Origin of the sequence: Vibrio sp. 070316B (assembly GCF_013114115.1) — a bacterium.
Classification (GTDB): Bacteria; Pseudomonadota; Gammaproteobacteria; order Enterobacterales; family Vibrionaceae; genus Vibrio; species Vibrio chagasii_B.
On the sequence record NZ_VTYC01000035.1, the window covers coordinates 36,334 to 59,065 of the forward strand.

Genomic DNA, 22,732 nt, shown 5'->3' on the forward strand with positions numbered 1-22,732 from the left:
AAATTGCACTTTACGATACGAACTAAAGCAATATTGGCGACGATCATCGCTGCGCTGGCCATTATTAGCGTGATGGGGATATATTCATTTCAATCAAGCCGAATCATCCTGATTGACAGAACCTTTGAAAGAGAGCTTCCCGCGTCACTTGGCGAGGTGAGTAATGAAATCAATCTCAAGCTGGAAACGCCTATTCTTGCATCAAAGATGATGACGCTTTCACCTTTAATGCAACAAACCAGACTTTCGCAAGAAGAGCTTCAAACCTATCTTCAATCTGTTAAAAATGAGTTCAACGCGATCAGTGCCTATTACGTTTCCAACGAAGCAAGCACTTACTACACCCATAACGGCGTGCTAAAAACGATCTCTACCAATGAACAAAGCGACCAATGGTTCTATCGATTCATCGAGTCAAATCAGCCATTTGAGCTCTCTTTAGATATTGATGCAGCCACCGGAATCCCGGCACTGTTTGTTAACTATGCAGTCACTCGCAATGGCGAACGTATTGGCGTAACTGGTATTGGCTTAACGTTGGAAAGTATTACTCAATTGATCAGCAACTATAGCGTCGGAGAAAGCGGTATTGTTTTTCTTGTCGATCGACAAGGGATCATCAAGGTTCACCCAGATAAGAACCTGATTGGACGTTCACTAGACTCTGTCGGCATTAAAGCTAGTCAGTTAATCGGCAGTAAACAAACTGTCGTTCATGAAGCTATCGTCGAAGGACAGCCGCAGATCCTAGGCTCTAAAGCAATGCCGGGCATTGGTTGGACTCTGATTACTCAGATTCCCAAACAAGACGTACTAGGTGAATTAAATGGCTTCAGCCAAACCATCATCTTTATGGCGCTACTCATTGCTGCCATCTATACGCCGATCGCTGCATGGGCGACCAACAAGCTCTTACTGCCGTTTGTAGAAGTGGCTGAGCGATTACAACAGATAGGGAAAGGCGGTGGCGATCTCACCTTTCGCTTAGATGATTCGCGACATGATGAAATAGGACAGATCGCGAAAGGCTACAATCAGTTCGTGCAATATCTAAGTGATTTACTCAAAGATGTCTCAAACACGGGTATCCAAATATCTGAATCTATTCAAGGTGTCGATCACATGGCGCAGTCGATGGAGCAAGACATCAAGCAACAAACCAGCCAGATAGAACAAGTTGCAACAGCCATTCACGAGATGGGAGCCAGTTCTGACGAAATCGCCCAAAATGCCAATGGTGCCGCCGACAGTGCACAACATGCAGCGAGTGCTATCAGCATTGGTCAAAAGTCCGTTTCTGTCACTTCAGAAAGCATTGAACATATGAACAAGCAGCTCGATGACACAACGGAAATTATCAATCAACTCGCTCAAGATGCGAACTCTATCGATACCGTGTTAGATGTCATCAACAGTGTCTCTGAACAAACCAACCTACTAGCCCTTAACGCAGCGATAGAAGCAGCTCGCGCAGGCGAACAAGGTAGAGGTTTTGCAGTGGTAGCAGACGAAGTAAGAACCCTCGCCTCACGAAGCCAAACCTCGACCGAAGAAATTCGAGGTATTATTGAAAAGCTCCAGCAACGTACTCAACAGGCTGTCACTGCTATCGAGACCAGCACCACTCTCGGCAATAATTGTCAGATTGAAGCCTCCAACTCAGAGCAACAACTCTCGAGCATTTCTCAGAGTGTCGATGAGATGAATGCGATGAACATGCAGATCGCTTCAGCAACGGGCCAGCAATCTAACGTCATCAACGAGATCTCACCGCACATCTCTGGCATTTCTGAAATAGCCAGAGAGAGCGATAGCATGATTGAGCAAACGGCTCAGGAATGCCAACACTTGCGCGCCAAGGCCATGCATTTAACGAGTTTGGTTTCTCAATTCAAATGCTAGCTTCAATAAAACACGAAAGACGCTGACCATTTCCACCAGGTTAGTCAGCCGACCATACATTCTTGAAATCTGGCCATCCCCAGTTGGTGATGGCTACATTTTTCAGAATCCCCTGGAAACGCACGGTTTGTAAGTGATGGAACATCGGGACTAACCAATAATCAGAAATCAATGTCGATGCAATTGGCTCTAACTCAGCCAAGTAATTCGGCAATTCAACCGTTGCTTTGTGCTGATCTAGACGCAGCTTGAGCCAATCACTGTTCATCTCTCCGAGTGCGGAATGCAATACAGGGTCATTCATCAACCACGAGAACAACGAAGATGGCGCATTGTCGTCTAAGTTCAAGTTACAGAGTACTAAGTCTTCTTTTAAATCGCCCCGCTGAGAAAGCTGAGCTAATTCTCGAAAGCTGTAGGTATTCACCTCAACTTCCACGCCGTGTCGTTTAAGGATATCTGACACCGAAATAGCGCATCGATAGAGGGCATAGTAATTATAAACAGCAATGCTCAATTTCTTAGGTAACTCACTCTCTCTAGAAGGCGTTCGATACAGTTTCTGCCAACTTGGCAATATATTCTGAGCCAAAGAGACACTGAATAAGCCTTGGTTTTTCTCCAGCTGCGTCAAAATAGCCTGTGGGTTTGCAAGTGATGATAGGTACTTACGTTGTTCATCACTTAGCGAGTTAGCCGCTGAGTTTTGGTTAAATAGAATAAACAAACAACCGTCTTCGATTCGACTGCGAAGCCCGTCTGTTTCAGCAGACACCAGCTCAGTGTCGCTCTTTCCTAATTGATGAAAACAGGCTGAATCTTCATACGGTGAGACCTGCATTTGGCTATCATCGAATCGAGCACTGCCAGTCATCGATTCTTCGAACTGCCAAATGGTCACTTCATCGGTTAAAGAGCGACAACCGTAAAAGTGTTCGAATGCCGAGAGTTTGATGCGCTCACTATTGGTTTCAACCACTCTGAAAGGGCCAGTACCGATCACAGCATGAGAGGCTGAGTTTAATGGTGAAGGCTCACGGGTCACTTGCGCTGCTGGTTGAATCGAATACTTAACGCCTGCAAGCAAACCCGCAAAGCCAGTATCCGCTTGGGCTAATTTAAAACTGATCCGTAATGGCTGCTCACTGTAAATGGAAGAGACATGAGCTAACTCAGCTTGATAAAAAGGCAGAGCTTGTAAAGCAGTAAACAAAGCAACCAACTGTTTGGCATCAACGGGCTGCCCATCATGGAAAGTCACACCGGGGCGCAGATAGAAAGTCCAAACTAATTGCTCAGTGTCATATTCCCAATGGTGAGCTAACTCAGGCTTCAATTCGCCCTTGCCGTTACATGTCACTAAGCAGCTAAACACTTGCCTGATCAAAAATCGCTCACTACTGCGATGTATATGATGTGGAAACAGATCCTCAAACTTGCGTTTATAGGTTAATTGAACATGCAAGAGTCCTTCACGCATGGTCGCGCCAGAGGTTTCTTGCAGTAAAGAGCCAAACACAGCGCGGTCATTATCTAATATGGAGAGTGCTTTTTCGTACTTGCCCTGCTCTATCAGCTTGCTCGCAACATGCTGAGCCAATTCTGGATTGCTAAAGCGCAGTGTTAAGTTAGATCGTTGATTCCTGCCAACTTTTGGTTCCCACACAACCCATTCAGCTTGATGCATCTTACCAAGTAAGGTTCGAGCGTGACGCAAGCTTGTAAACAGCATATCCGCTACTTCGGCTAGGGTGACTGAATGAGAAATGTTTGGCTCGAACGACTCTAGCCGCGTGTAGTAACGCATCATGTTTAGATCAGACAAATAATGAACCTTTTAAAGATAGTTCTTCCTAATTAAGCCCATTATAAAACACATTCATCAAAAAGTAGTGTAATGCGACCAAAACAGGAACAACCAATAAAAATAACATCTGTTTTTTAGTTCCTCTTAATTATCCATAATGAACGGGTCAGCAACAAACCATAGGTTGTAAATAAAGCCTAACCAGAGAGAGTAATGACCATGAGAAAATACTATCTTAACAAGCTAAAAAGCACCTGTAGTAAGCTCGAAAGAGAAGCACTACGAACACTTTTAGATCTATGTAACTGGCGTTATTAGTACACTTTTTAGCACCGAGTAAACGCGAGTTGGGTACAACCTAATATGCTCCTACCCCCAATATGAGTTAGGTCTCAACTCGCTTTTCCATTCCAATTCCCCTCTCAAGCCTGCTGTACCAATAGCTCACACGATCGATAAATTTCCATTGTCGACTCGACAAATTTAATTCGTTTTCTTAGTTGAACGAAAAGCCTTAAGGTTCGCCCCGAAGCAAGCAAGGAGCCTCAGAAAAAACTGAAAGCTCAGCTAACAACTAATTTATTTGCAGTTACCAATCAGGTATTAACTAAGGAAACGCCATGCGTATCGCAATTCTTTCTCGCAACGAAAATCTATACTCTACCGCTCGTCTAAAGCAGGCTGGAGAAGCACGTGGTCATCAGGTCGATGTTATCGACACGTTGCACTGTGATATAGATATCGCGAGTAACAATCCGAAGATTCGCTACATGGGTGAAGAGCTACCTCAATACGATGCTGTTATTCCACGTATTGGCGCTTCCATTACCTTTTACGGAACTGCGGTTGTTCGCCAATTCGAAATGATGGGCACTTTTTGTATCAATGAGTCAGTAGCAATCAGTCGTTCTCGCGACAAACTGCGCTCACTGCAACTGTTGTCTCGTAAAGGTATTGGCTTACCAAAAACAGGTTTCGCTAGCCGCCCAGACAAAATTCAAGACCTGATCAAAAACGTAGGTGGCGCGCCACTTGTGATCAAGCTACTTGAAGGTACTCAAGGTATCGGTGTAGTTCTAGCTGAAACAAACAAAGCAGCAGAAAGCGTTATCGAAGCGTTCATGGGCCTAAAAGCGAACATCTTGGTTCAAGAGTTCATTGAAGAAGCAAATGGCGCAGACATCCGTTGTTTTGTTGTTGGCAACAAAGTAATTGCTGCAATGAAACGTCAAGCTGGTGAGGGTGAATTCCGCTCTAACCTGCACCGTGGCGGTACTGCTCAACTGGTTAAACTAACCAAAGAAGAGCGCGCAACAGCAATCAATGCAGCGAAAATCATGGGACTAAACCTATGTGGTGTAGATATTCTACAATCTAAGAACGGCCCAGTAGTAATGGAAGTAAACTCTTCTCCAGGCCTAGAAGGCATCGAGAAAGCAACGGGTAAAGATGTAGCAGACATGATTTTCGAGTTCATCGAAAAAAATGCAAAGCCAAACGCTAACCGTACTCGTGGCAAGGGCTGATTGAATACCGTTAACTCATGATTGGAAAGAAAATGAACAATAAAATGATCATAGGGAATACCGAAGCACTTTGCTTACCAGAGTTAGGGATAACTGGACTACATACACGTGTTGATACAGGGGCTAAAACCTCTTCTCTACACGTAGACAATCTACTATGTGTTAAATCAAACGGTGAGAAATTCGTAGAGTTCGACCTTCACCCAGACGTTTATCACCTAGAAGAGACTGTGCGCTGCAAGGCGAAACTGAAAACAAGTAAGAAAATCAAATCATCTAACGGCGAAGTTGAACACCGTTGTGTGATTGAGACCATGCTGAGAATCGGTGGCCAACAATGGCCTATCGATATCACGCTAAGCAACCGTCAAGACATGACTTACATGATGTTGCTTGGTCGCCAAGGCATGAGTGACAAAGTGATTGTTGACCCAGCGGGTGAATTCCTGCTGACTCACTAATCCGAGTCATCGTAACCGCTCCACAGGTTATAATTAAAGCTCGTCACAACGATATAAGGCCAGTCTCATGACTGGCCTTATTGCTTTCAATTCTTTAATTTCGAGTTGCCACTTTTGGCTGATCTATTTCTTAGATTTACCATGAGATTGAAAACCAAAACGCCAAATCGATAACAACAGTTTCTTGGCTTTGATTTTTGTTACCCGCCAATGTGTCACCGGTCTTCTTGGGGCGCTCATCAATAAGTGTTCAAAAGCTGTCTGACTAAAATCGACTTGTCCTCCATGCGCCACCAGCAAGGTATCAAGTTGCATGTCATAGATGCGAGATACTGACTCTCGGTACTTGTTAGGGTGAAAGATAGGGAAAGGCGGAATCAGCTTCTTTTTCACTTCCACCATGAGGTCTGCCACATAGGCAACGCTGTGAGATGGGCAATAAACCGAAAGATCTCTGTCGGTGTGGCCCGGGGTTTCTAGAACCAACCAATCATCAAAACCCGGAATGCTCTCACCATCCGACAGTTTGTAGTCCGGCTTTAACTTTCTTGAATACCACAAGTTCGCTTTCGGCTTTCCTAAGCGGTTTGCCATCCATCTTGCTAATGCGAGATCGGTCAAATGCATCAAGATACCATCGATACCGTGATACCAATCCTTATCTCGGTTTGCTGCCACCAAGTTACAGTTCGTGAGCTTTCTTAGCTTGTGCGCTGCCCCTGCATGGTCAGGATGCATGTGTGTCACCACAACCGTGTGGAGATCAGAAAAATCACGCATAAGTTCGGTTTCAATGAAAGTCTTCAAATGCGGGATGTCGGCTCGACATGCGCCATCAAGCAACAGTAATTTGTCCGGATACTCGACCAAATACATGTCTTGGATATAGCCTTTAATGGTATGCAGTTGCAAACCCACTCCTTGTGATAACTCAACTGGTCAGACCTATACCATAGCAAACTCATATTTATTTGTAACAAATTTGTTAACTACAAAATCACATCAAAGTACCATGCTCTTCCGCTTTTTATCGTGACGACAAAATACGTGATTTGTTGACCTGAGTTATTAGGACTATATATGCGCCTCTAATTTATTGTCTGAGTGCTATACATGAACCAACTAATCGATGCTCTTTCTACCCAAGGCTACTTTGTTTGGGATGACTTCTTAACGCATGAAGAAGTGGTGGCATTGAGGGATTGCATTCCAGAGAACTGGAAAAAGGCTAGGATTGGCCGTAACGATGAAGTAACGCGAGAGTCGACCATTCGTAGCGACAAAATTCAGTGGGTACACCGCGACATGGGTGAGCCTGCTTCTCTGTTCCTAGATAAAATGGAGCAGATTCGTTTAGAAGCAAACAAAGCGTTCTTTTTGGGTCTGTTCGAGTACGAAGCGCACTTTGCTAAATACGAAAAAGGCGACTTCTACCAAAAGCACTTAGACTGCTTCAAAGGCAATGAGAACCGCCGTCTGACTACCGTGTTCTACATGAATGACGAGTGGACAGAGGAAGACGCTGGTGAGCTTGTGGTTTACGATCTACAAGATAATCACATCGCAACCATTCCGCCAAAGTCTGGCCGTTTGTTTGTGTTCTTATCAGAGCAGTTCCCACACGAAGTTCTGCCAACCAACACAGAACGATTCAGTATCGCAGGTTGGTTCCGTATCAACGGCGTGAAAGACAACCAACTCGATATCGCTCACTAAAGCGAGGTTCGGGTCAAAGCCTCATCTCATCCAAAGCCTCTCCACTTGAGAGGCTTTTCCTCTTAGTACTGCTAGGAAAGTACTAAGAGGAAAATATCACTTTTATGAGCCGAATCCTGTGTAGAGACTCTTGCCCAGCAATTACTCTGGCGTATTCGGGAAAACTGATATTTAATAAATATTTACGATGCGCATTCAAGAAGGATTAATTATGTCATCTATCATCGTAGGTCACCGTGGTGTAGCGGGTACTCACCCAGAAAACACCAAAGCAAGTATTGAACAAGCCGCTAAACTTGGCTTGAAATGGATTGAAGTCGATATTCAGCAAACTCAGGATGATGAGCTTGTCGTTTGCCACGACCACACTCTCGAGCGCTGTAGTGATGGCAAGGGCCGTGTTGATGAACACACTTTGGCAGAGCTGCGTCAGCTTGATTTTGGTAGCTGGAAGTCAGAACATTTCGAAGGAGAAAGAATACTCACACTTAGCGAGTTACTTGAACTTGTTGAAAAACATAACCTCAGCGTTAACCTAGAGATAAAAGTCGATAGCCGACACCAAGCCCCTCATGTGGTTGATCTTCTACACAGTGAGCTGATCCGCTCAAACATAGACACGGACAGAGTGCTGCTTTCAAGTTTCAGCCATGAAGTTGTTGCAGAAATGGCTCACCACTTACCAAGATACCGCGTTGGCGTGATCACAGAGCAGCTCTCTCAAGACGATCTTCTGCTTATAGATCAGGTGAAAGCGTTCAGTTGCCACATGAATTACGAAAACGTCAATCAGGATGATCTTAATACGCTTGCCGAAGCAAAGATTCAAACATGGTGCTACACCGTCAATGATCCGTCTAAGTTCAAATTCCTATCCACCGTCGATGCGATATTCACTGATTTTCCAGATAGATTTAGCGCGAAAAATTGACCAAACAAATACCAAAGTAGTAAACGTTTAAGACGGGAAAATTTACCTCGATAAACCTTAAAATTAAGTAGCAAACACAAGTGAGTAGGAGTACATTCCGCTGCTCACTTGGTTTCATTAGCTCGCACTATTTAGGCAGCTTTATTGGTTACTTAATTTATGGATCTCATTTTTAGTCCAACTTTCCCAATTTTGGGTGCAATCTTCATTTTTGCCGCTATCGTTCGTGGCTTCTCAGGCTTCGGTTTCACCCTAGTCGCATTGCCTCTAAGTGCGTTATTCGTGCCGGTTATTGAGCTTGTTCCTGTGTTCATGCTTATCGACCTGCTTGGCAACGTTCAATTACTGCCTAAGGTCAAAAAACATGTCAATTGGCGCTGGGTAGCAAAAGTATTTATTCCTTGCCTTGTGTTCACACCTGTTGGCCTGGTTTTACTCAAATCAGTTAGCCAAGACACCATTATCTTGATCATCAGCGCCTTTATCTTTGCGTCTGCACTTATGATCTACCGAGGCTTTCAATATAAAAGTGAACCGAGATTTGCTCCCTATATCCTAGGAAGCCTTGCTGGAATAATGAATGGTGCGGCTTCTATGTCTGGTCCACCAATTGGCACCCACGCATTGGCGAGCCCTGTGGCCCCGCACGTCGCCAGAGCAGGTTTGATTGCGTTCTTTGTATTGGCAGATTCGAGTGCGTTTGTTTCTGCATCCATTGCAGGGCTCGTCGACCGTGATGTGGTATGGCTTACACTGGCCCTGTTACCAAGCAGTATGTTTGGTGGCTATGTAGGTTCGAAACTGTTCGAAAGATTTGGTGGAGAGAAATTTAAGCCTGTCACTATCGGGCTGCTTATCGTGATTGCGTTTTTCAGTGCAGGTCGAGTTCTGTTGTAACGAACGGTCTAATTTCTGCAAGGGAAATGGGTACCAGAGCCTACCACTCGATGTGGATAGGGGTGCCCATTTTGACTAGTTGAATAAACTCATCCATATCTTGGTTGGTTAATGCGATACAGCCATCTGTCCAATCGAAACTTTGGATAAAACCTGGTGCACGACGTTCGCCGTTTTTAATACCATGAATTTTGATGTTACCACCTGGGTCAACATCATTCTCTTCAGCCCACTGTCTATCAGAAGAGCGCGGATAGTTGATGTGTACCGAACGGTAAAACTCAGAGCGCTCCATGATATAGTCGAGCGTGTATTCCCCTTCTGGCGTTCGGTTATCCCCTTCAAAGCGTTTATGACCTTTCGGTTCCTTACCCAAAGCGATACGAAACTCTTGTACCACTTCATCCCCTTTGAGTAGGTACATTCTGCGTTTCGATTTATCGACTTTCACTAAGGTCACTACTTGCAACAGAGGATCAATTTCAGAAAAAGAATCGGGCGCCATGTAGGGTTCTAATAATGAAGCTTGAGCAGAAGCTTTAGGTAAGCGTTGCGATGAACCTTGTGCCAGTTGAGCAATTTGAGTGGATTGCCCCTCACCCAGCACCTCATCTACATCAATCACATGCTTTGATTTTGACGTACCAGTAGAGTTAGGAGATGAAGTTGAGATGCGTTGTGAATGAGCTGGTGCTGACTCAAAGACAATGGTTTCAATAGCGGTAGCGTCAGACACTATCTTCTCCACGACGACCTTTTCGGCGAGTACAATCGGACTCATCAAGAATAGGCATAGTGATAGTGGTAAAAACGGACGCACCCTTATATCTCCTCAAAACGCATCGACATGATTCGGGACTGAGTCTCCATTCCTAGCGACTCATAAAAGCTCTGAGCTTGTTGATTAAACTCCATCACCTCTAATCTTAATTCGATCGCTCCTTGAGCTTGCGCCCATTGATTGAATGACTTCATTAGCGCTCGACCAACGCCTTTACTCTGAATTTGGTCACTCACCACAATAGTATTCACTCTCGCCACCTTATGAGACTGAATAAAGCTCACGCCTTTGTTCTGCGTGACCTTACCCGCGAGAAAACCAATCACTGCATCCTGTTCAACAGCGACAAAGAAAGCCCCAGTCGGGTCAATCATTAAGCCCAGCCAGTACTCCTCGCTGTCTACTTTGCTTTGTGACGGCGGCGCAAACACCATAGGCGCACCGAGATGATGTTGATGATTTATCTGATCAGAGAGCGCTAAAATCGCGTTGATGTCAGTTACCTTAGCATTCCGAATTTGCATATCATCACCTTGTTTGAATTCAACAACACCTTAGCAAAAATGGCTTAAATGTGCACCGTTCCACTGGTCGACTCAGACACTCTGTGAAGGCAGGTGATCAATATTAGGCACTAAGTTTGGGGAAATTGTTCCGCAAATCTCAGGCACATTACCAGCCTTTGAGTGCTACTATCTCTGCAGAATCAATACACTAACGACTGGACACCTCTATGATTAAGTTCGCTGTAATTGGAACCAATTGGATTACACAAAAGTTCGTTCAAGCTGCACATGAATCACAATCGATGCAGTTGACTGCCGTTTATTCGCGAAACCTAGACAGCGCCGCGCAGTTCGCACAAGAATTCAGTGTTGAAACCACATATGACTCACTCGACGCATTAGCCAACGACAATACGGTTGAAGCGGTATACATCGCCTCACCCAATTCGCTGCACTGTGAGCAGTCGATTCTGATGATGGAGCATGGTAAGCACGTCATCTGTGAGAAGCCTGTTGCATCGAATATTGTGGAAGCCACACGCATGTTTGAAGTCGCTGAGAAAAACGGTGTGGTACTGTTTGAGGCGTATAAATCTCAATTCCTGCCTAACTTTAAGCAAGTCCAACTTGGGCTAGAAAAAATCGGCAAGGTACATAAAGCGCACATCAACTACTGCCAGTATTCATCGCGTTACCAAAAATACCTGAATGGTGAAAACCCAAACACTTTTAATCCGGCTTTCTCAAATGGCTCATTGGTCGATATCGGCTTCTATTGCGTTGCAGCAATGGTAGCGCTGTTTGGTGAACCTGATAACGCCCAGGCATCTGCAAAACTGCTGGAATCAGGCGTTGATGCGCATGGCTGTGCCATCTTCCAATACCCTGAATTTGACGTGACCCTTGCACACTCTAAGGTCAGCGACTCATATGCGCCAAGCGAGATCCAGGGTGAGCAAGGTGCGATCATCATTGATCACATCGCTGAATGTACCGATGTTAAGATCCGCTACCGTGATGGAAGCATTGAAAATCTCACTCAAGTACAAAGCGAAAACTCAATGAGTTACGAAGCGCAAGCCTTTGCTGATTGTATTGCTGGCGATCACACCACACAAACCGATGCTAAACAGCGCGCATTAACCGTTGCCAAGTTAATTACAAAGATGCGTCAACAGGTTGGTGTCGTTTATCCTGCAGATAAATAATACAGACCATTAAGCTAACACTCTGATTTTAATCACATATCAGTTTATGCATAACTAAATTTAATCCTTACGACAAATAACCGGATTAGTTGATCAGAGGGCTATCTGATTAAATCCGCGTTCGATATCTATCGTATTTATTTAATTTATTGAAGGTGTGTAAAGTGTTTTCAGTTGACGATCGCGTTGTAGCAACAAAAGGTGTTGAACTTGGTGAAATGGTAGTAACTGGTCTAAGTGCTGGTGGTTACTACGTTCACGTTACAACAGTAGAAGGCGCAATGCCGCTTACTTACCCAATGCAAGATCTTAAAAAAGCATAGTCTAACCGCTCTGCTCTTTTAGTAGTCACTCTGCTAAAGGTAACAAAATTGAGGCCTTGGCTGCTTTACTCTTCTGCATTAGAGTTAACAGCCAGGGCCTTTTTTATATCTGCTACTTACCGCCAGCCTTCCTACAGGTTTAGTCATTGCAGCAAAGTCAGTTCCAACAGACAATAGAATGAATTAAAGCGTAACAACAAAGGCTTATTGCCTGCTGATACGCACTCTCTATTGATGTTTAGTGTTTACAGAATTTTCTGGTACATTAGCATCACCTTATACTCACAATGACCATGAACTGAGGGAAGCTATGAAGCTTTATATTTACGACCACTGCCCTTTCTGTGCACGAGTCGCCTACATCGCTCAATCTCTAGGCTTAAACATCGAACTTATTTCTGTGGATTATGATGATGCCCAAACCCTTATCGATTTAATCGGTAAAAAGATGGTACCCGTATTACAAAAAGACGATGGCTCTATCATGGCTGAGAGCCTAGATATCATCGCTTACTTCATGGATTTGAAATCTAGTGACGAGCAGCGTGAGCCATCAGAGCAAGTGACCCTGTTCCAAACTCGCGCATTCCCGCTAAGCCAGCGCATCGGTTTGCCACGTTGGTGGAAACTAGACCTTGCTGAGTACCAATCACCAGCAAGCAAAGAAGCATGGCGCGCAGCCAAAGAAACCGAAGAACTCAACTTCGACAAGCTGATTGAGCAAACACCGCAGTTTGTTGAACAGATTAACCCGCTTCTGAAAGATGCAGAGCTGCTACTGAACTTAGAGAATGGTGAGTCTTCGCTGCCTCTTATCGACCAAGCAGTGTACTTCTCTATGCTGCGTGGCTTCTGCGTTGAGCCAAGCATCACATGGCCACCAGCTCTAGAACGTTGGTTAGAAAAGCAGAGTGAAACGCTAAAACTGTCTCTTCTTCGCTAGAACGATTACAACAAGCACAAACAAAAAATCGAAGCCATCAGGTATATCCCCTGCTAGCTTCGATTTTTTTTATCTTTCACTATTTCGATGACATCAAGCTCTTGTTATTACAACAGGCGCCTTCTCAAGCCGGTTCGCTCTAGGATACGGGTAGAAATCTCTTCAACCGATAACGATGAGGTATTGATATACGGCACTGCCTCTCTACGGAACATCGCCTCTACGGTTTGTAGCTCATACAGACACTGTGAGTCGCTCGCGTATTCACTGCCCGCTAAACGATTCTCACGGATTTCAGTCAATCTTTCTGCATCAATGGTTAAACCAAACAGCTTATGTCGGTATATCTCAAACTCTGGCAGCAGCTTTAATCGCGCCAAGTCATCATGAATGAATGGATAGTTCGCTACACGTAGACCAAACTGCATCGCCATATACAAGCTTGTTGGCGTCTTGCCACTTCGAGATACCCCCAGCAAGATGATGTCGGCTTCTTCCAGCCCTTTGAGCGTGATGCCATCATCGTGTGCGAGTGTGTATTCGATTGCGGCAATACGGTCGAAATACTTCACCGAGTCCTTGTTCACACTGCGTGAGCGTTGCAACTTAGGAGTCGGCGCCATATGGATGTCATCTTGTACCTTCTGAACAATACTTTCCAACACGTCATAGCAATGGGCAGGCGCTTCAAGCAACTTCGCTTTGATTTCAGGAATCACAATCGAAAAGAACACCAAAGGTTGCTGGCCACTCTCACGGTACGAAGTTTCAATCTCTTTCAATAAATCAGAAAGTTTGTCCTCACTTTCAACAAAAGGAAAGGTTTTCTCATTGGCTTTGAAGGGAAATTGACCTAGAACAACATGCCCTAAAGTCTCACATGTTATGGCCGTTCCATCAGAAACATAGAATACATCACGACTTTGAATATCAATTTGCATTTTTTATTTAATGTTTAAAATTATTTTGAGTAGGATGGTAACCATAATATATATAACAAAACCCTGCTGACTATTACGTCCCCCACAGCTTTAAAAAATAATTTACATTTTTTTAAACTGATACGTAATCGTTTGCCTTTAAATCCCTACAATGCTTGCTATGTTTCTGGAGAAATAAATGCAAAATAATACCCTATGGTTCAATGGCCTATCCATGGAAGATGTCGACAAAGTCGGCGGTAAGAACGCCTCACTGGGCGAGATGGTTTCTAACCTATCCAATGCTGGTGTTTCTGTACCTAATGGTTTTGCTACCACCTCTCATGCGTTTAACGACTTTCTTGACTACAAAGGTCTTGATGAGCGCATTCACCAATTACTTGACGAACTTGATGTTGAAGACGTTGACGCACTGCGTAAGACAGGTGCAACGATTCGACAGTGGGTTCTAGACGCCCCCTTCCCAGAATCACTAGAGCAAGACATCCGTGATAACTACCGCGAGCTAATCGAAGACAACGAAGAATTGTCTGTAGCTGTGCGTTCATCTGCAACTGCAGAAGACCTTCCAGATGCTTCTTTCGCAGGCCAACAAGAAACCTTCCTTAACGTGAAAGGTATCGATGCGGTACTAGAGGCGACTAAGCACGTTTATGCGTCACTGTTTAACGACCGCGCTATCTCTTACCGTGTACACCAGGGCTTTGACCACCGCGGCATTTCATTGTCTGCGGGTATCCAACGCATGGTTCGTTCAGACAAAGCGTCTTCAGGTGTAATGTTCACCCTTGATACAGAGTCAGGCTTCGACCAAGTCGTATTCATCACCTCTTCTTGGGGCCTAGGTGAAATGGTTGTTCAAGGTGCTGTGAACCCAGATGAGTTCTACGTACACAAGCCAATGTTAGAAGCAGGCCACCAGCCTATCGTGAAGAAGACCTTTGGTTCTAAGTTGATCAAGATGATCTATTCAACCAACCAAGAGATCGGTAAACAAGTCGACATCATTGATACTGATGAGCAAGAGCGTAACCAGTTCTCACTTAACGACGAAGAAATCAAAGAGCTAGCAAAACAAGCGATGATCATCGAGAAGCACTACCAACGTCCGATGGACATTGAGTGGGCAAAAGATGGTATCGATGGCAAGCTTTACATTGTTCAAGCTCGCCCTGAGACGGTATGTTCTCAAAGCGACCAAAACGTTATCGAGCGTTACGAGCTGAACAACAAGGCCGATGTGCTAGTTGAAGGCCGTGCGATCGGTCAACGTATCGGCTCTGGCCCAGTTCGTTTGGTTGACTCACTAGACCAAATGTCACTGGTTCAAGAAGGCGATGTACTAGTAACAGACATGACAGACCCAGATTGGGAACCTGTTATGAAGAAAGCCTCTGCGATTGTTACAAACCGTGGCGGTCGTACTTGTCACGCAGCAATCATCGCTCGTGAGCTAGGTATTCCAGCAATCGTTGGCTGTGGCAGCGCAACAAGCAACCTTGAAGACGGTGCGACCGTGACAGTGTCATGTTCTGAAGGCGAAACTGGCTACGTGTACCAAGGTGAGCTAGAGTTCGAAATTAAACGTTCTGAGGTTGATGAGCTACCATTGCTACCGACTAAAGTGATGATGAACGTGGGTAACCCAGATCGTGCTTTCGATTTCGCGCAAATTCCAAACGAAGGTGTGGGTCTTGCTCGTCTAGAGTTCATCATCAACAAGATGATCGGTATTCACCCGAAAGCACTGCTTAATTTTGACGCACAGTCTGATGAGCTTAAAGCTGAAATCACACAGCGTATTCGTGGTTACAAAGATCCTATCGATTTCTACGTAGGCAAACTAACAGAGGGCATCGCGACCATCGCTTCTGCATTCTGGCCTAAGCGTGTGATCGTACGTATGTCTGACTTCAAGTCGAACGAATACAGCAACCTAGTCGGCGGCAAAGAGTTCGAACCACATGAAGAGAACCCAATGCTGGGCTTCCGTGGTGCATCTCGTTACATCTCACCAGTATTCGAAGACTGCTTCGAGCTAGAGACTCAAGCGATCAAACGTGTTCGCAACGAAATGGGTCTTAAGAACGTTGAAATCATGATTCCATTCGTTCGCACACCAAGTGAAGCTGCTTCGGTTATCGACATTCTGGCTAAATTTGACCTTCGCCGTGGCGACCAAGGTCTGAAAGTCATCATGATGTGTGAGCTACCATCGAATGCAATTTTGGCTGAAGAGTTCTTGAAGTACTTCGATGGCTTCTCTATTGGTTCGAACGACATGACGCAGCTGACGCTTGGCCTAGACCGAGATTCAGGTGACGTGGCACACCTATTTGATGAGCGTAACCCTGCTGTGAAAGCGATGCTGAAAATGGCTATCGACGCGGCAACCAAAGCGGGTAAGTACGTGGGCATTTGTGGTCAAGGCCCATCTGACCATGACGACCTAGCGGAATGGTTAATGGAGCAAGGCATCAGCTCTGTATCCCTAAACCCAGATACGGTTATCGATACATGGTTGAAGCTAGGCAACGTTGCTAGTAAGTAATCTTTTCTAATCGAAATACGAAAAAGCCAGTCATTACGACTGGCTTTTTTAACTATTCTAATAAGGCTCTGGCATTGTCACCTTGTTCATAAATATACAGGCTGACACGAGACAATATGGTTATCTCTTCCATGCTCACTTGGAGTGAGTTTTGCCCTCTTCCAAGGTTCGCCCTCAAGCGATCCACAAGCTCCTGCACGGCGATCAAATCATCTCTCGCTTTAGGTACTCGCGTCTTCATGAAGTTAAACCATTTTTCACTCATATTACGGTTTATTTTGGCGAGCACTTCGCTATTAGTAATAGTAAATGCCTTATCTAGATTACCGCCATCGCGCAGAATATCGTAAATGATATGACCATTTTTCTTCGCTACCATCATGTTCCGAGTATTAAGCTGTAGCTCACCAATGTGTCCATTGGCCATTTTTAAGAAGCACTTAATGTCTTTGTAGCCGGCATCGGTTGCTCCGCAGTTGAATTTAGCATTGTCGCCTTGGCTTGTACCGTAGCGATCTTTCATTGCAGATTGGTGGTGCTTCAATTCAACAAATTCTTTGGTCAAGATGATCATTGCCTTTGCTACGATCATATCGTCTATATTCTCAAACACAATCGTCATGCGTGCTGCATCTTTAAGATCACCGATGTCGTAATGACGTTTACGATTAGTGATCTTGTCTAACGCACCGTGGAAGTCTTTTACGCCTAAATAAGCACCGGGAGGCTGCTTGAGCGTACCATTACATACTGAGGCTACTTTCACTGAGAACTCTCTGAGGGCCTCTTGCGCTTCAACGGTTTCCATAAACATCATGAAAAGCTGTTTCTTCTTGAGCGTAGCATTGGCAACTTGATTTCGAGAGCCAAAGTCGAGGTTCCCATTCGCTAACTTCTGACTTGATGTTTCATCCAGATAGTCATGGATCTTCTCTTTCTGCGTCATGATGTCGAGAATCACCTGATCTTGCTTTTTATTCGCTTCATTCAGGTAATCGAAGTTTTCCACTTTCTGCTTCAGTGCTTGTAGCTTCTGTTGGTAGTCTTTAACGTTAACCAATCGAAAGCCCTGAGACATAATGCCTTGCTGGTTTATCTTGGCGAGCACCTTAGCCTTATTCTTCCTAACTTGCTCTTGGCTAATCTGAATTTCTTCTGTGGTCGGCATATCTTAGTTCCCTCTCCAATATGCAGTTCATTCTGTACTGTCGGATGCACTATCCGTTTTCCTATAAGAATACTAGTTTATGGATTTGATAATTACATTAGCCATGAAGGATAAGCCTATAAAATAAATAAGGTTTGAGAGGTAGTTCCATAAAGTCACAGAACAAAATGCGCCAATTCTATCAACCGCAGGGTTAAGGAATATAACGAGATCCGGTAACAATGATTGGTATCGTGCTGGCCTTACGTTATCCTTTACACAATTCTTCACAGCTCGACGTTACCGCTGTGAGTCTATCTTCAAGACCAAAAAGAGTAATATGAATTCTACTACCGCAACTCCCTCGCCTTCGCTTGGCCGACAACTCTATACCATGACGTGGCCAATGCTGTTTGGGGTGCTTTCTCTAATGAGCTTCCAACTTGTAGACAGTGCCTTCATTGGTCAGCTAGGTGTACTACCGCTCGCTGTTCAAGGTTTCACGCTACCTATTCAGATGATCATCATCGGAATTCAAGTCGGGTTGGGCATCGCGACCACAGCAGTCATTGCACGTGCCATTGGTGCTAACGAAATGCGCTACGCTAAGCAGCTAGGTGGGCTTGTGATCGCAATGGGAAGTGTGAGTGTCGCACTTTTTTCAGTCATCATTTATCTGCTTCGTGGCCCAATTTTAGAACTACTCGATGCGCCAGCAAGCGTATTGCCGATCATTGACTCTTACTGGATCTATTGGCTAATCAGCTCTTGGACAGGTGCGTTACTCTACTTTTACTACAGTGTGTGTCGTGCCAACGGTAATACTATGCTGCCCGGCTCGATGATGATCGCGACCAGCATCATTAACTTGATATTGGATCCAATCTTCATCTTTACGCTCGACATGGGCATCAACGGTGCAGCGATTGCGACAATTTTAGCGTTCGGTGCGGGCATCTTTATCGTGGCGCCCAAAGTAACCAAGAAACATTGGATGACGTTCGACTGGCACGATCTTGATATCGGCAAGAGTGTTCGCTCGATTGGCAACATCATGGGTCCTGCGATGGTGAGCCAATTGCTGCCACCTGTATCCTCTATGTTGGCGACTAAACTGCTGGCAGGCTACGGTACGGCTGCCGTTGCGGCTTGGGCGCTGGGTTCTCGTTTTGAATTTTTCTCGATTGTAGCGGTGCTTGCCTTAACCATGTCGATGCCACCAATGGTTGGTCGCATGTTGGGAGAAAAGAACCTGACTGATATTCGCAGTTTAATCAAGATTGCCGCAACCTTTGTACTTGGCTTTCAAGTCGTAATTGCGCTCGTTACGTGGGTATTCTCAAGTGGATTAGCAGGATTGATGACGAGCGACAGTGAAGTAACCACAATCCTAAACTATCACCTCATGATTGTCCCAATCAGCCTTGGTCCTCTGGGTATTTGCATGCTGATGGTGTCGGTTTCGAACGCCCTAGGTAAGTCTTACACCGCATTAACGATTTCAGCATTGCGTCTGTTCGCTTTCTTCTTGCCCTGTTTATGGATTGGCTCTCAGCTTGTTGGAATTGAAGGCCTATTCTGGGGTGCTATGATAGGTAACGTGTTCGCCGGAACCTGCGCATGGTCCATGTACCAACGCGCTTTAGGCCAAGTTGAAGCTAAACTTGCCAGCTAACTCGCGAGTGAACTTTTAGTTATTAAAAACAAAAAAAAGCAGCTACTTAGGCTGCTTTTTCTTACCTTTTTATGACCTATGGCTCGCTCAGATACGACCTTTTACAATTAGCGCCCCTTACATAACAACTTGCTTCTACATAATGGGTTTGCTCTTTCTTGGATTCAAGTTATTGACGACTAAATTTATAAATCTCCAATAGTCAAGACGTTAACTCAGTTATAGTAAAACCCCTCCCCAAAATATGAATAAAACCTATTACTATGTGAAGTTATCCCCATAAATAATCGCAGCGACATCCCTTCTAAAAGATTTAAAGTAGCCTGCTTTAAGAGTGGATCCTTGATCAAAAAGAGCGCACAGCTTCTACGACACCAGAACAATTAGATCAAGGTTGAGTGTCGGAAGTAGAAATACGTATCCAAGACAATCTAGAGAAAAAAGAGCACGGTATGCAATCTGATCTTTGAACACCACTCAGCAAAACATAGAACTGGTGTTAAGAAACACAAATCATTCCAAGTGAGAGCTATCAGTAATAGTTATGTTTCAATGCCATCTTAACAATACTCTACACTTCCATTAACAACATTTCACATTGACAAGAAACATGTCCTCTTTTTGCTATTTATTGTCTCTATCTTGTTACTTGTAAAAAGTTGTGAATTGTACAATTTACACTTCTAATTTATCAATGAGGTGTTATTTATCATATGTTTTCACAGCAAATAAAAAATAGTATTAAGAAGTCGATTTCATTAATTTTTATTTTATTCATTATAATCCCATCATTAACTGCATGTGGTGGCGGGGGCGGTGATAGCAAGGATGATTCACATACAAAGAGATTAGAGAAGATCACCATCGAAGAAGTCTCTAAAAATAATATCCTAGACTCTAACGAGGCTTTATTAGATACAACGTTAAAATTTAAAGCAATCGGGTATTATGATGATAATAGTACTAGTGATATCACATCATCAGTAGAGTGGGTCAGTAGTGAACCTGAGTTCGCCAGCTTTGATAAACCGGCACAATTAAAGACACTTCAAAGCGGACAAACAACTATTATAGCAAAAACAACCAATATTAGTGCGACTTGGTCACTATCTATATTAGAGCCTGTCGCGATTACAATTTCACCTCGGGTCAAAACAATAGATTTTGATAATAACCAAATGGTTTATGTGCCAAATGGAACCTCGATAACACTTGATTGTATCGTGGAGTGGAGTGACCGTTCAAAACGTGATGGTACAAGTTATGTTTCATGGACTCTAGATAACAGAAGTTTTTCGCAAAGCTCATCTGAAAAAAATCGCTTCAAAGCTATAGGTGATATTGCAGATATCACGGATCTATCAGCTAATTTTGATGGTTTTACAAGTAATAGTGTTTCGTTAGAAATAAGCGATGCGATGCTAAAAGAGATTATTATTAGCCCAACCACTAACTCTGAGAAGACAACTCCATTAAGCAGCGCTTTGTACGGAACAAGCCTAGAGTTTACTGCAGTGGGTGTCTATCAAGGTCCAAGAGATGAACAGGTAAAACATATTGATATCACAAAAGATGTAAGATGGGTCTCAAGTGCACCAGATGTATTCAATAATGCTGAGGGTAACAATCTTTTTACTGCTGATAGTGGAGTAGGAAAAAACATAGCTACTATATCTGCAAGAATGTTTGATATCGAAAGTAATCCACAAGAAATGACAATTTCTGATTCTACATTGGAATATATTGAAATTACTGGTACAAATAATTTGGTTAACAATGTTGAATTTTCACTTTCCGCAATCGGCCATTATACAAGTAAAGAAAAAGTTGACAATAAAATAACAGCTGATATTACGTCCTTTGTGGACTGGTCAAGTTCAGATGAGGAAGTTATAAAACAGACGGGGCATAATAGTTTCGTGCCAATAAAAGAGTCTAACAACATATCCATCACTGCAGAAATAAATGGTAAAGATAATAATATATCGAAAGAATTTAACGTTGTTGCGGGAAAACTTAAAAGCATTACAATTTCAGAAATACATAACTACCCTAGCTACCCAGATATAAATACCGTCCCATATAATAAAATTCGAACTTATAGGGCTATAGGAGAGTACACTATCAATGATTCGCATGATACTGTTTCATTAGATATCACAGATAATGTCAAATGGCAGTTAGATCAAGAAGAGGAAGCTTTTTACTTATTTGGCAGTACTGTACTTGCTATTTCGCATAACCAAAGCTCAGCGGCTATATTTGCCATCGGTGACAACAAAACAAAAGTAACCAGTAACCTTATCAATCTCACTAACATCGATTTTAATAAAACATTTACCTTAGGAAAGCATAAATACAGCTTATCTGAGTTAATGTTAAATCCAGATGGGTCCCACAATCATTATGAAAATGATTTTTGGTGGGGTGTCGGTACATGGCAGGATTCTGTTACTCGTTGTACAGATTCGGGGAAAAGGCTAGCTACAGAAGAAGAATTACAAACTATTCAATCGACTATAGGTGATGTTGGTAACGCTTTTGGCTGGCCAGTCGGTAATGGTGGACTTGAATATTGGACCACGGATCATGGAAAAGAAGAGAACAGTCATATTAGTAAAAACATGAATATCTTTGGTGGAAGCTATGACGAAGGAGACTGGGTAACTAACGCTAGTATTTGTGTATCAGATATTGAATAAAACATCCCTTAGCCTGCAAGTAATTAAAAGCCAGTTGGTATCTACCAACTGGCTTTATTTGTTATTAGCAAGATATTTCTTTCACGTCTATCAGCCACGTGAGGGTGGTGAGTAAGTGAAGAAAACGGTAACTGTAACTCCTATATTAGAAAGCAGACGCCCCTACTAGCAGAGCGTAGATACTCTGAATCACGTCATCTCACGGCCGTGTCTTCTCCCCCCTTCCATCGAACGCTTAGGTTGCTTGGTAGGACTTACGCGCACGTACAAATACGTTTAAAACGTGTTAGGCAGCTTTGTGGAAAGCATATAAAAAGCTCGATTCTAAACACGCCTTAACGTCTCATATGTATCAAGGTAACTATCCGCGATCATATGGCACTCTATATACCACGCGCCTCTACAGTACAGAAAACCAGCCATAGAATCTTTAAACGCTATGATGCCGGTACAACTTATTTCATCGCCTCCTGCGCATCATGTAGATGTAATCAACATACGTCGTCAATGGGCCCACAACGCGACTAACAAGCTAATAAAGCAGCTAGACTGAACCATCTACACTGCAGACCGTACGCCAATAGAGCGTTGAATAATATAAATTTAGACACAAAAAAGCCCGCTGATTTCTCAGCGGGCTTTCTAATGGTGGTGGAGGGATAGGGATTTGAACCCTAGAACCGCTATTAACGGTTGCCGGTTTTCAAGACCGGTG

Annotated in this window: 18 protein-coding genes; 12 read left to right on the forward strand and 6 right to left on the reverse strand. The window is 43.8% G+C overall.

Features of this window, described 5'->3' with window-relative positions; translation table 11 throughout:
* Window positions 1-3: 3 nt before the first annotated feature.
* Window positions 4-1,902, forward strand: a complete 1,899-nt coding sequence (locus F0251_RS20530) for a methyl-accepting chemotaxis protein (protein ID WP_253821645.1) — start codon at window positions 4-6, stop codon at window positions 1,900-1,902.
* Window positions 1,903-1,942: 40 nt separating this feature from the next.
* Here the strand turns inward: F0251_RS20530 and F0251_RS20535 are convergent, their stop codons facing one another.
* Window positions 1,943-3,727, reverse strand: coding sequence for an SgrR family transcriptional regulator (locus F0251_RS20535; protein WP_171731702.1), 1,785 nt, complete (start codon window positions 3,725-3,727; stop codon window positions 1,943-1,945).
* Between the two features lie 602 nt (window positions 3,728-4,329).
* On the opposite strand from F0251_RS20535, the gene rimK reads away from it, so the two are divergent.
* Window positions 4,330-5,235 carry a 30S ribosomal protein S6--L-glutamate ligase gene (rimK, locus tag F0251_RS20540; protein ID WP_004740040.1) on the forward strand — a complete coding sequence of 302 codons (906 nt, stop codon included), beginning with the start codon at window positions 4,330-4,332 and terminating at the stop codon, window positions 5,233-5,235.
* 32 nt (window positions 5,236-5,267) lie between these two features.
* Window positions 5,268-5,696 (forward strand): RimK/LysX family protein, encoded by a 429-nt coding sequence (locus F0251_RS20545; protein ID WP_004740039.1) that lies wholly within the window; start codon window positions 5,268-5,270, stop codon window positions 5,694-5,696.
* A 123-nt stretch (window positions 5,697-5,819) separates the two neighbouring features.
* Here the strand turns inward: F0251_RS20545 and F0251_RS20550 are convergent, their stop codons facing one another.
* On the reverse strand, window positions 5,820-6,608 hold the full coding sequence (locus F0251_RS20550) for an MBL fold metallo-hydrolase (RefSeq protein WP_116870929.1): 789 nt from the start codon (window positions 6,606-6,608) through the stop codon (window positions 5,820-5,822).
* A gap of 201 nt (window positions 6,609-6,809) precedes the next feature.
* On the opposite strand from F0251_RS20550, the gene F0251_RS20555 reads away from it, so the two are divergent.
* From F0251_RS20555 to F0251_RS20565, 3 genes are all read left to right on the forward strand, one after another.
* The gene (locus tag F0251_RS20555) at window positions 6,810-7,412 is read left to right on the forward strand and encodes a 2OG-Fe(II) oxygenase (protein ID WP_105057954.1); all 603 of its coding nucleotides are present in this window, start codon (window positions 6,810-6,812) and stop codon (window positions 7,410-7,412) included.
* A gap of 211 nt (window positions 7,413-7,623) precedes the next feature.
* A complete protein-coding gene (locus F0251_RS20560) occupies window positions 7,624-8,343 on the forward strand; it encodes a glycerophosphodiester phosphodiesterase family protein (RefSeq protein WP_116870930.1) in 720 nt (239 codons plus the stop codon).
* 159 nt (window positions 8,344-8,502) lie between these two features.
* The gene (locus F0251_RS20565; RefSeq protein ID WP_061031311.1) at window positions 8,503-9,240 is read left to right on the forward strand and encodes a sulfite exporter TauE/SafE family protein; all 738 of its coding nucleotides are present in this window, start codon (window positions 8,503-8,505) and stop codon (window positions 9,238-9,240) included.
* Between the two features lie 40 nt (window positions 9,241-9,280).
* Here the strand turns inward: F0251_RS20565 and F0251_RS20570 are convergent, their stop codons facing one another.
* Window positions 9,281-10,060: a murein L,D-transpeptidase family protein gene (locus F0251_RS20570; RefSeq protein WP_171731703.1), complete on the reverse strand. Its 780-nt coding sequence runs from the start codon at window positions 10,058-10,060 to the stop codon at window positions 9,281-9,283.
* 2 nt (window positions 10,061-10,062) lie between these two features.
* Window positions 10,063-10,545 (reverse strand): GNAT family N-acetyltransferase, encoded by a 483-nt coding sequence (locus tag F0251_RS20575; RefSeq protein WP_171731704.1) that lies wholly within the window; start codon window positions 10,543-10,545, stop codon window positions 10,063-10,065.
* A gap of 209 nt (window positions 10,546-10,754) precedes the next feature.
* Between F0251_RS20575 and F0251_RS20580 the strand changes: the two genes are divergently transcribed.
* From F0251_RS20580 to grxB, 3 genes are all read left to right on the forward strand, one after another.
* Window positions 10,755-11,735, forward strand: a complete 981-nt coding sequence (locus F0251_RS20580; RefSeq protein WP_171731705.1) for a Gfo/Idh/MocA family protein — start codon at window positions 10,755-10,757, stop codon at window positions 11,733-11,735.
* A 164-nt stretch (window positions 11,736-11,899) separates the two neighbouring features.
* Window positions 11,900-12,058 (forward strand): hypothetical protein, encoded by a 159-nt coding sequence (locus tag F0251_RS20585; RefSeq protein WP_008221767.1) that lies wholly within the window; start codon window positions 11,900-11,902, stop codon window positions 12,056-12,058.
* Window positions 12,059-12,368: 310 nt separating this feature from the next.
* A complete protein-coding gene (gene grxB, locus F0251_RS20590) occupies window positions 12,369-13,001 on the forward strand; it encodes a glutaredoxin 2 (protein WP_171731706.1) in 633 nt (210 codons plus the stop codon).
* 107 nt (window positions 13,002-13,108) lie between these two features.
* Here the strand turns inward: grxB and F0251_RS20595 are convergent, their stop codons facing one another.
* The gene (locus tag F0251_RS20595) at window positions 13,109-13,942 is read right to left on the reverse strand and encodes a pyruvate, water dikinase regulatory protein (RefSeq protein ID WP_008221770.1); all 834 of its coding nucleotides are present in this window, start codon (window positions 13,940-13,942) and stop codon (window positions 13,109-13,111) included.
* Window positions 13,943-14,120: 178 nt separating this feature from the next.
* On the opposite strand from F0251_RS20595, the gene ppsA reads away from it, so the two are divergent.
* A complete protein-coding gene (gene ppsA / locus F0251_RS20600) occupies window positions 14,121-16,493 on the forward strand; it encodes a phosphoenolpyruvate synthase (protein ID WP_171731707.1) in 2,373 nt (790 codons plus the stop codon).
* Window positions 16,494-16,545: 52 nt separating this feature from the next.
* Here the strand turns inward: ppsA and F0251_RS20605 are convergent, their stop codons facing one another.
* Complete coding sequence (locus F0251_RS20605) at window positions 16,546-17,661, reverse strand: hypothetical protein (RefSeq protein ID WP_171731708.1); 1,116 nt, start codon at window positions 17,659-17,661, stop codon at window positions 16,546-16,548.
* A gap of 319 nt (window positions 17,662-17,980) precedes the next feature.
* Here F0251_RS20605 and F0251_RS20610 point away from each other — a divergent pair, with 319 nt between their 5' ends.
* Together F0251_RS20610 and F0251_RS20615 are read left to right on the forward strand one after the other, a co-directional pair.
* Entirely contained in the window at window positions 17,981-19,315 is a 1,335-nt protein-coding gene (locus tag F0251_RS20610; RefSeq protein WP_171731709.1) for an MATE family efflux transporter, read from the forward strand.
* Between the two features lie 713 nt (window positions 19,316-20,028).
* Window positions 20,029-22,017: a hypothetical protein gene (locus tag F0251_RS20615; RefSeq protein WP_171731710.1), complete on the forward strand. Its 1,989-nt coding sequence runs from the start codon at window positions 20,029-20,031 to the stop codon at window positions 22,015-22,017.
* The last annotated feature ends 715 nt before the right edge of the window (window positions 22,018-22,732 follow it).

What these genes read in the sequence shown, in the direction of transcription:
- rimK (WP_004740040.1), top strand. Translation starts at nt 4,330, where the DNA reads ATGCGTATCGCAATTCTTTCTCGCAACGAAAATCTATACTCTACCGCT.
- F0251_RS20545 (WP_004740039.1), top strand. Translation starts at nt 5,268, where the DNA reads ATGAACAATAAAATGATCATAGGGAATACCGAAGCACTTTGCTTACCA.
- F0251_RS20555 (WP_105057954.1), top strand. Translation starts at nt 6,810, where the DNA reads ATGAACCAACTAATCGATGCTCTTTCTACCCAAGGCTACTTTGTTTGG.
- F0251_RS20560 (WP_116870930.1), top strand. Translation starts at nt 7,624, where the DNA reads ATGTCATCTATCATCGTAGGTCACCGTGGTGTAGCGGGTACTCACCCA.
- F0251_RS20565 (WP_061031311.1), top strand. Translation starts at nt 8,503, where the DNA reads ATGGATCTCATTTTTAGTCCAACTTTCCCAATTTTGGGTGCAATCTTC.
- F0251_RS20575 (WP_171731704.1), bottom strand. Translation starts at nt 10,545, where the DNA reads ATGCAAATTCGGAATGCTAAGGTAACTGACATCAACGCGATTTTAGCG.
- F0251_RS20580 (WP_171731705.1), top strand. Translation starts at nt 10,755, where the DNA reads ATGATTAAGTTCGCTGTAATTGGAACCAATTGGATTACACAAAAGTTC.
- grxB (WP_171731706.1), top strand. Translation starts at nt 12,369, where the DNA reads ATGAAGCTTTATATTTACGACCACTGCCCTTTCTGTGCACGAGTCGCC.
- F0251_RS20595 (WP_008221770.1), bottom strand. Translation starts at nt 13,942, where the DNA reads ATGCAAATTGATATTCAAAGTCGTGATGTATTCTATGTTTCTGATGGA.
- ppsA (WP_171731707.1), top strand. Translation starts at nt 14,121, where the DNA reads ATGCAAAATAATACCCTATGGTTCAATGGCCTATCCATGGAAGATGTC.
- F0251_RS20605 (WP_171731708.1), bottom strand. Translation starts at nt 17,661, where the DNA reads ATGCCGACCACAGAAGAAATTCAGATTAGCCAAGAGCAAGTTAGGAAG.
- F0251_RS20610 (WP_171731709.1), top strand. Translation starts at nt 17,981, where the DNA reads ATGAATTCTACTACCGCAACTCCCTCGCCTTCGCTTGGCCGACAACTC.
- F0251_RS20615 (WP_171731710.1), top strand. Translation starts at nt 20,029, where the DNA reads ATGTTTTCACAGCAAATAAAAAATAGTATTAAGAAGTCGATTTCATTA.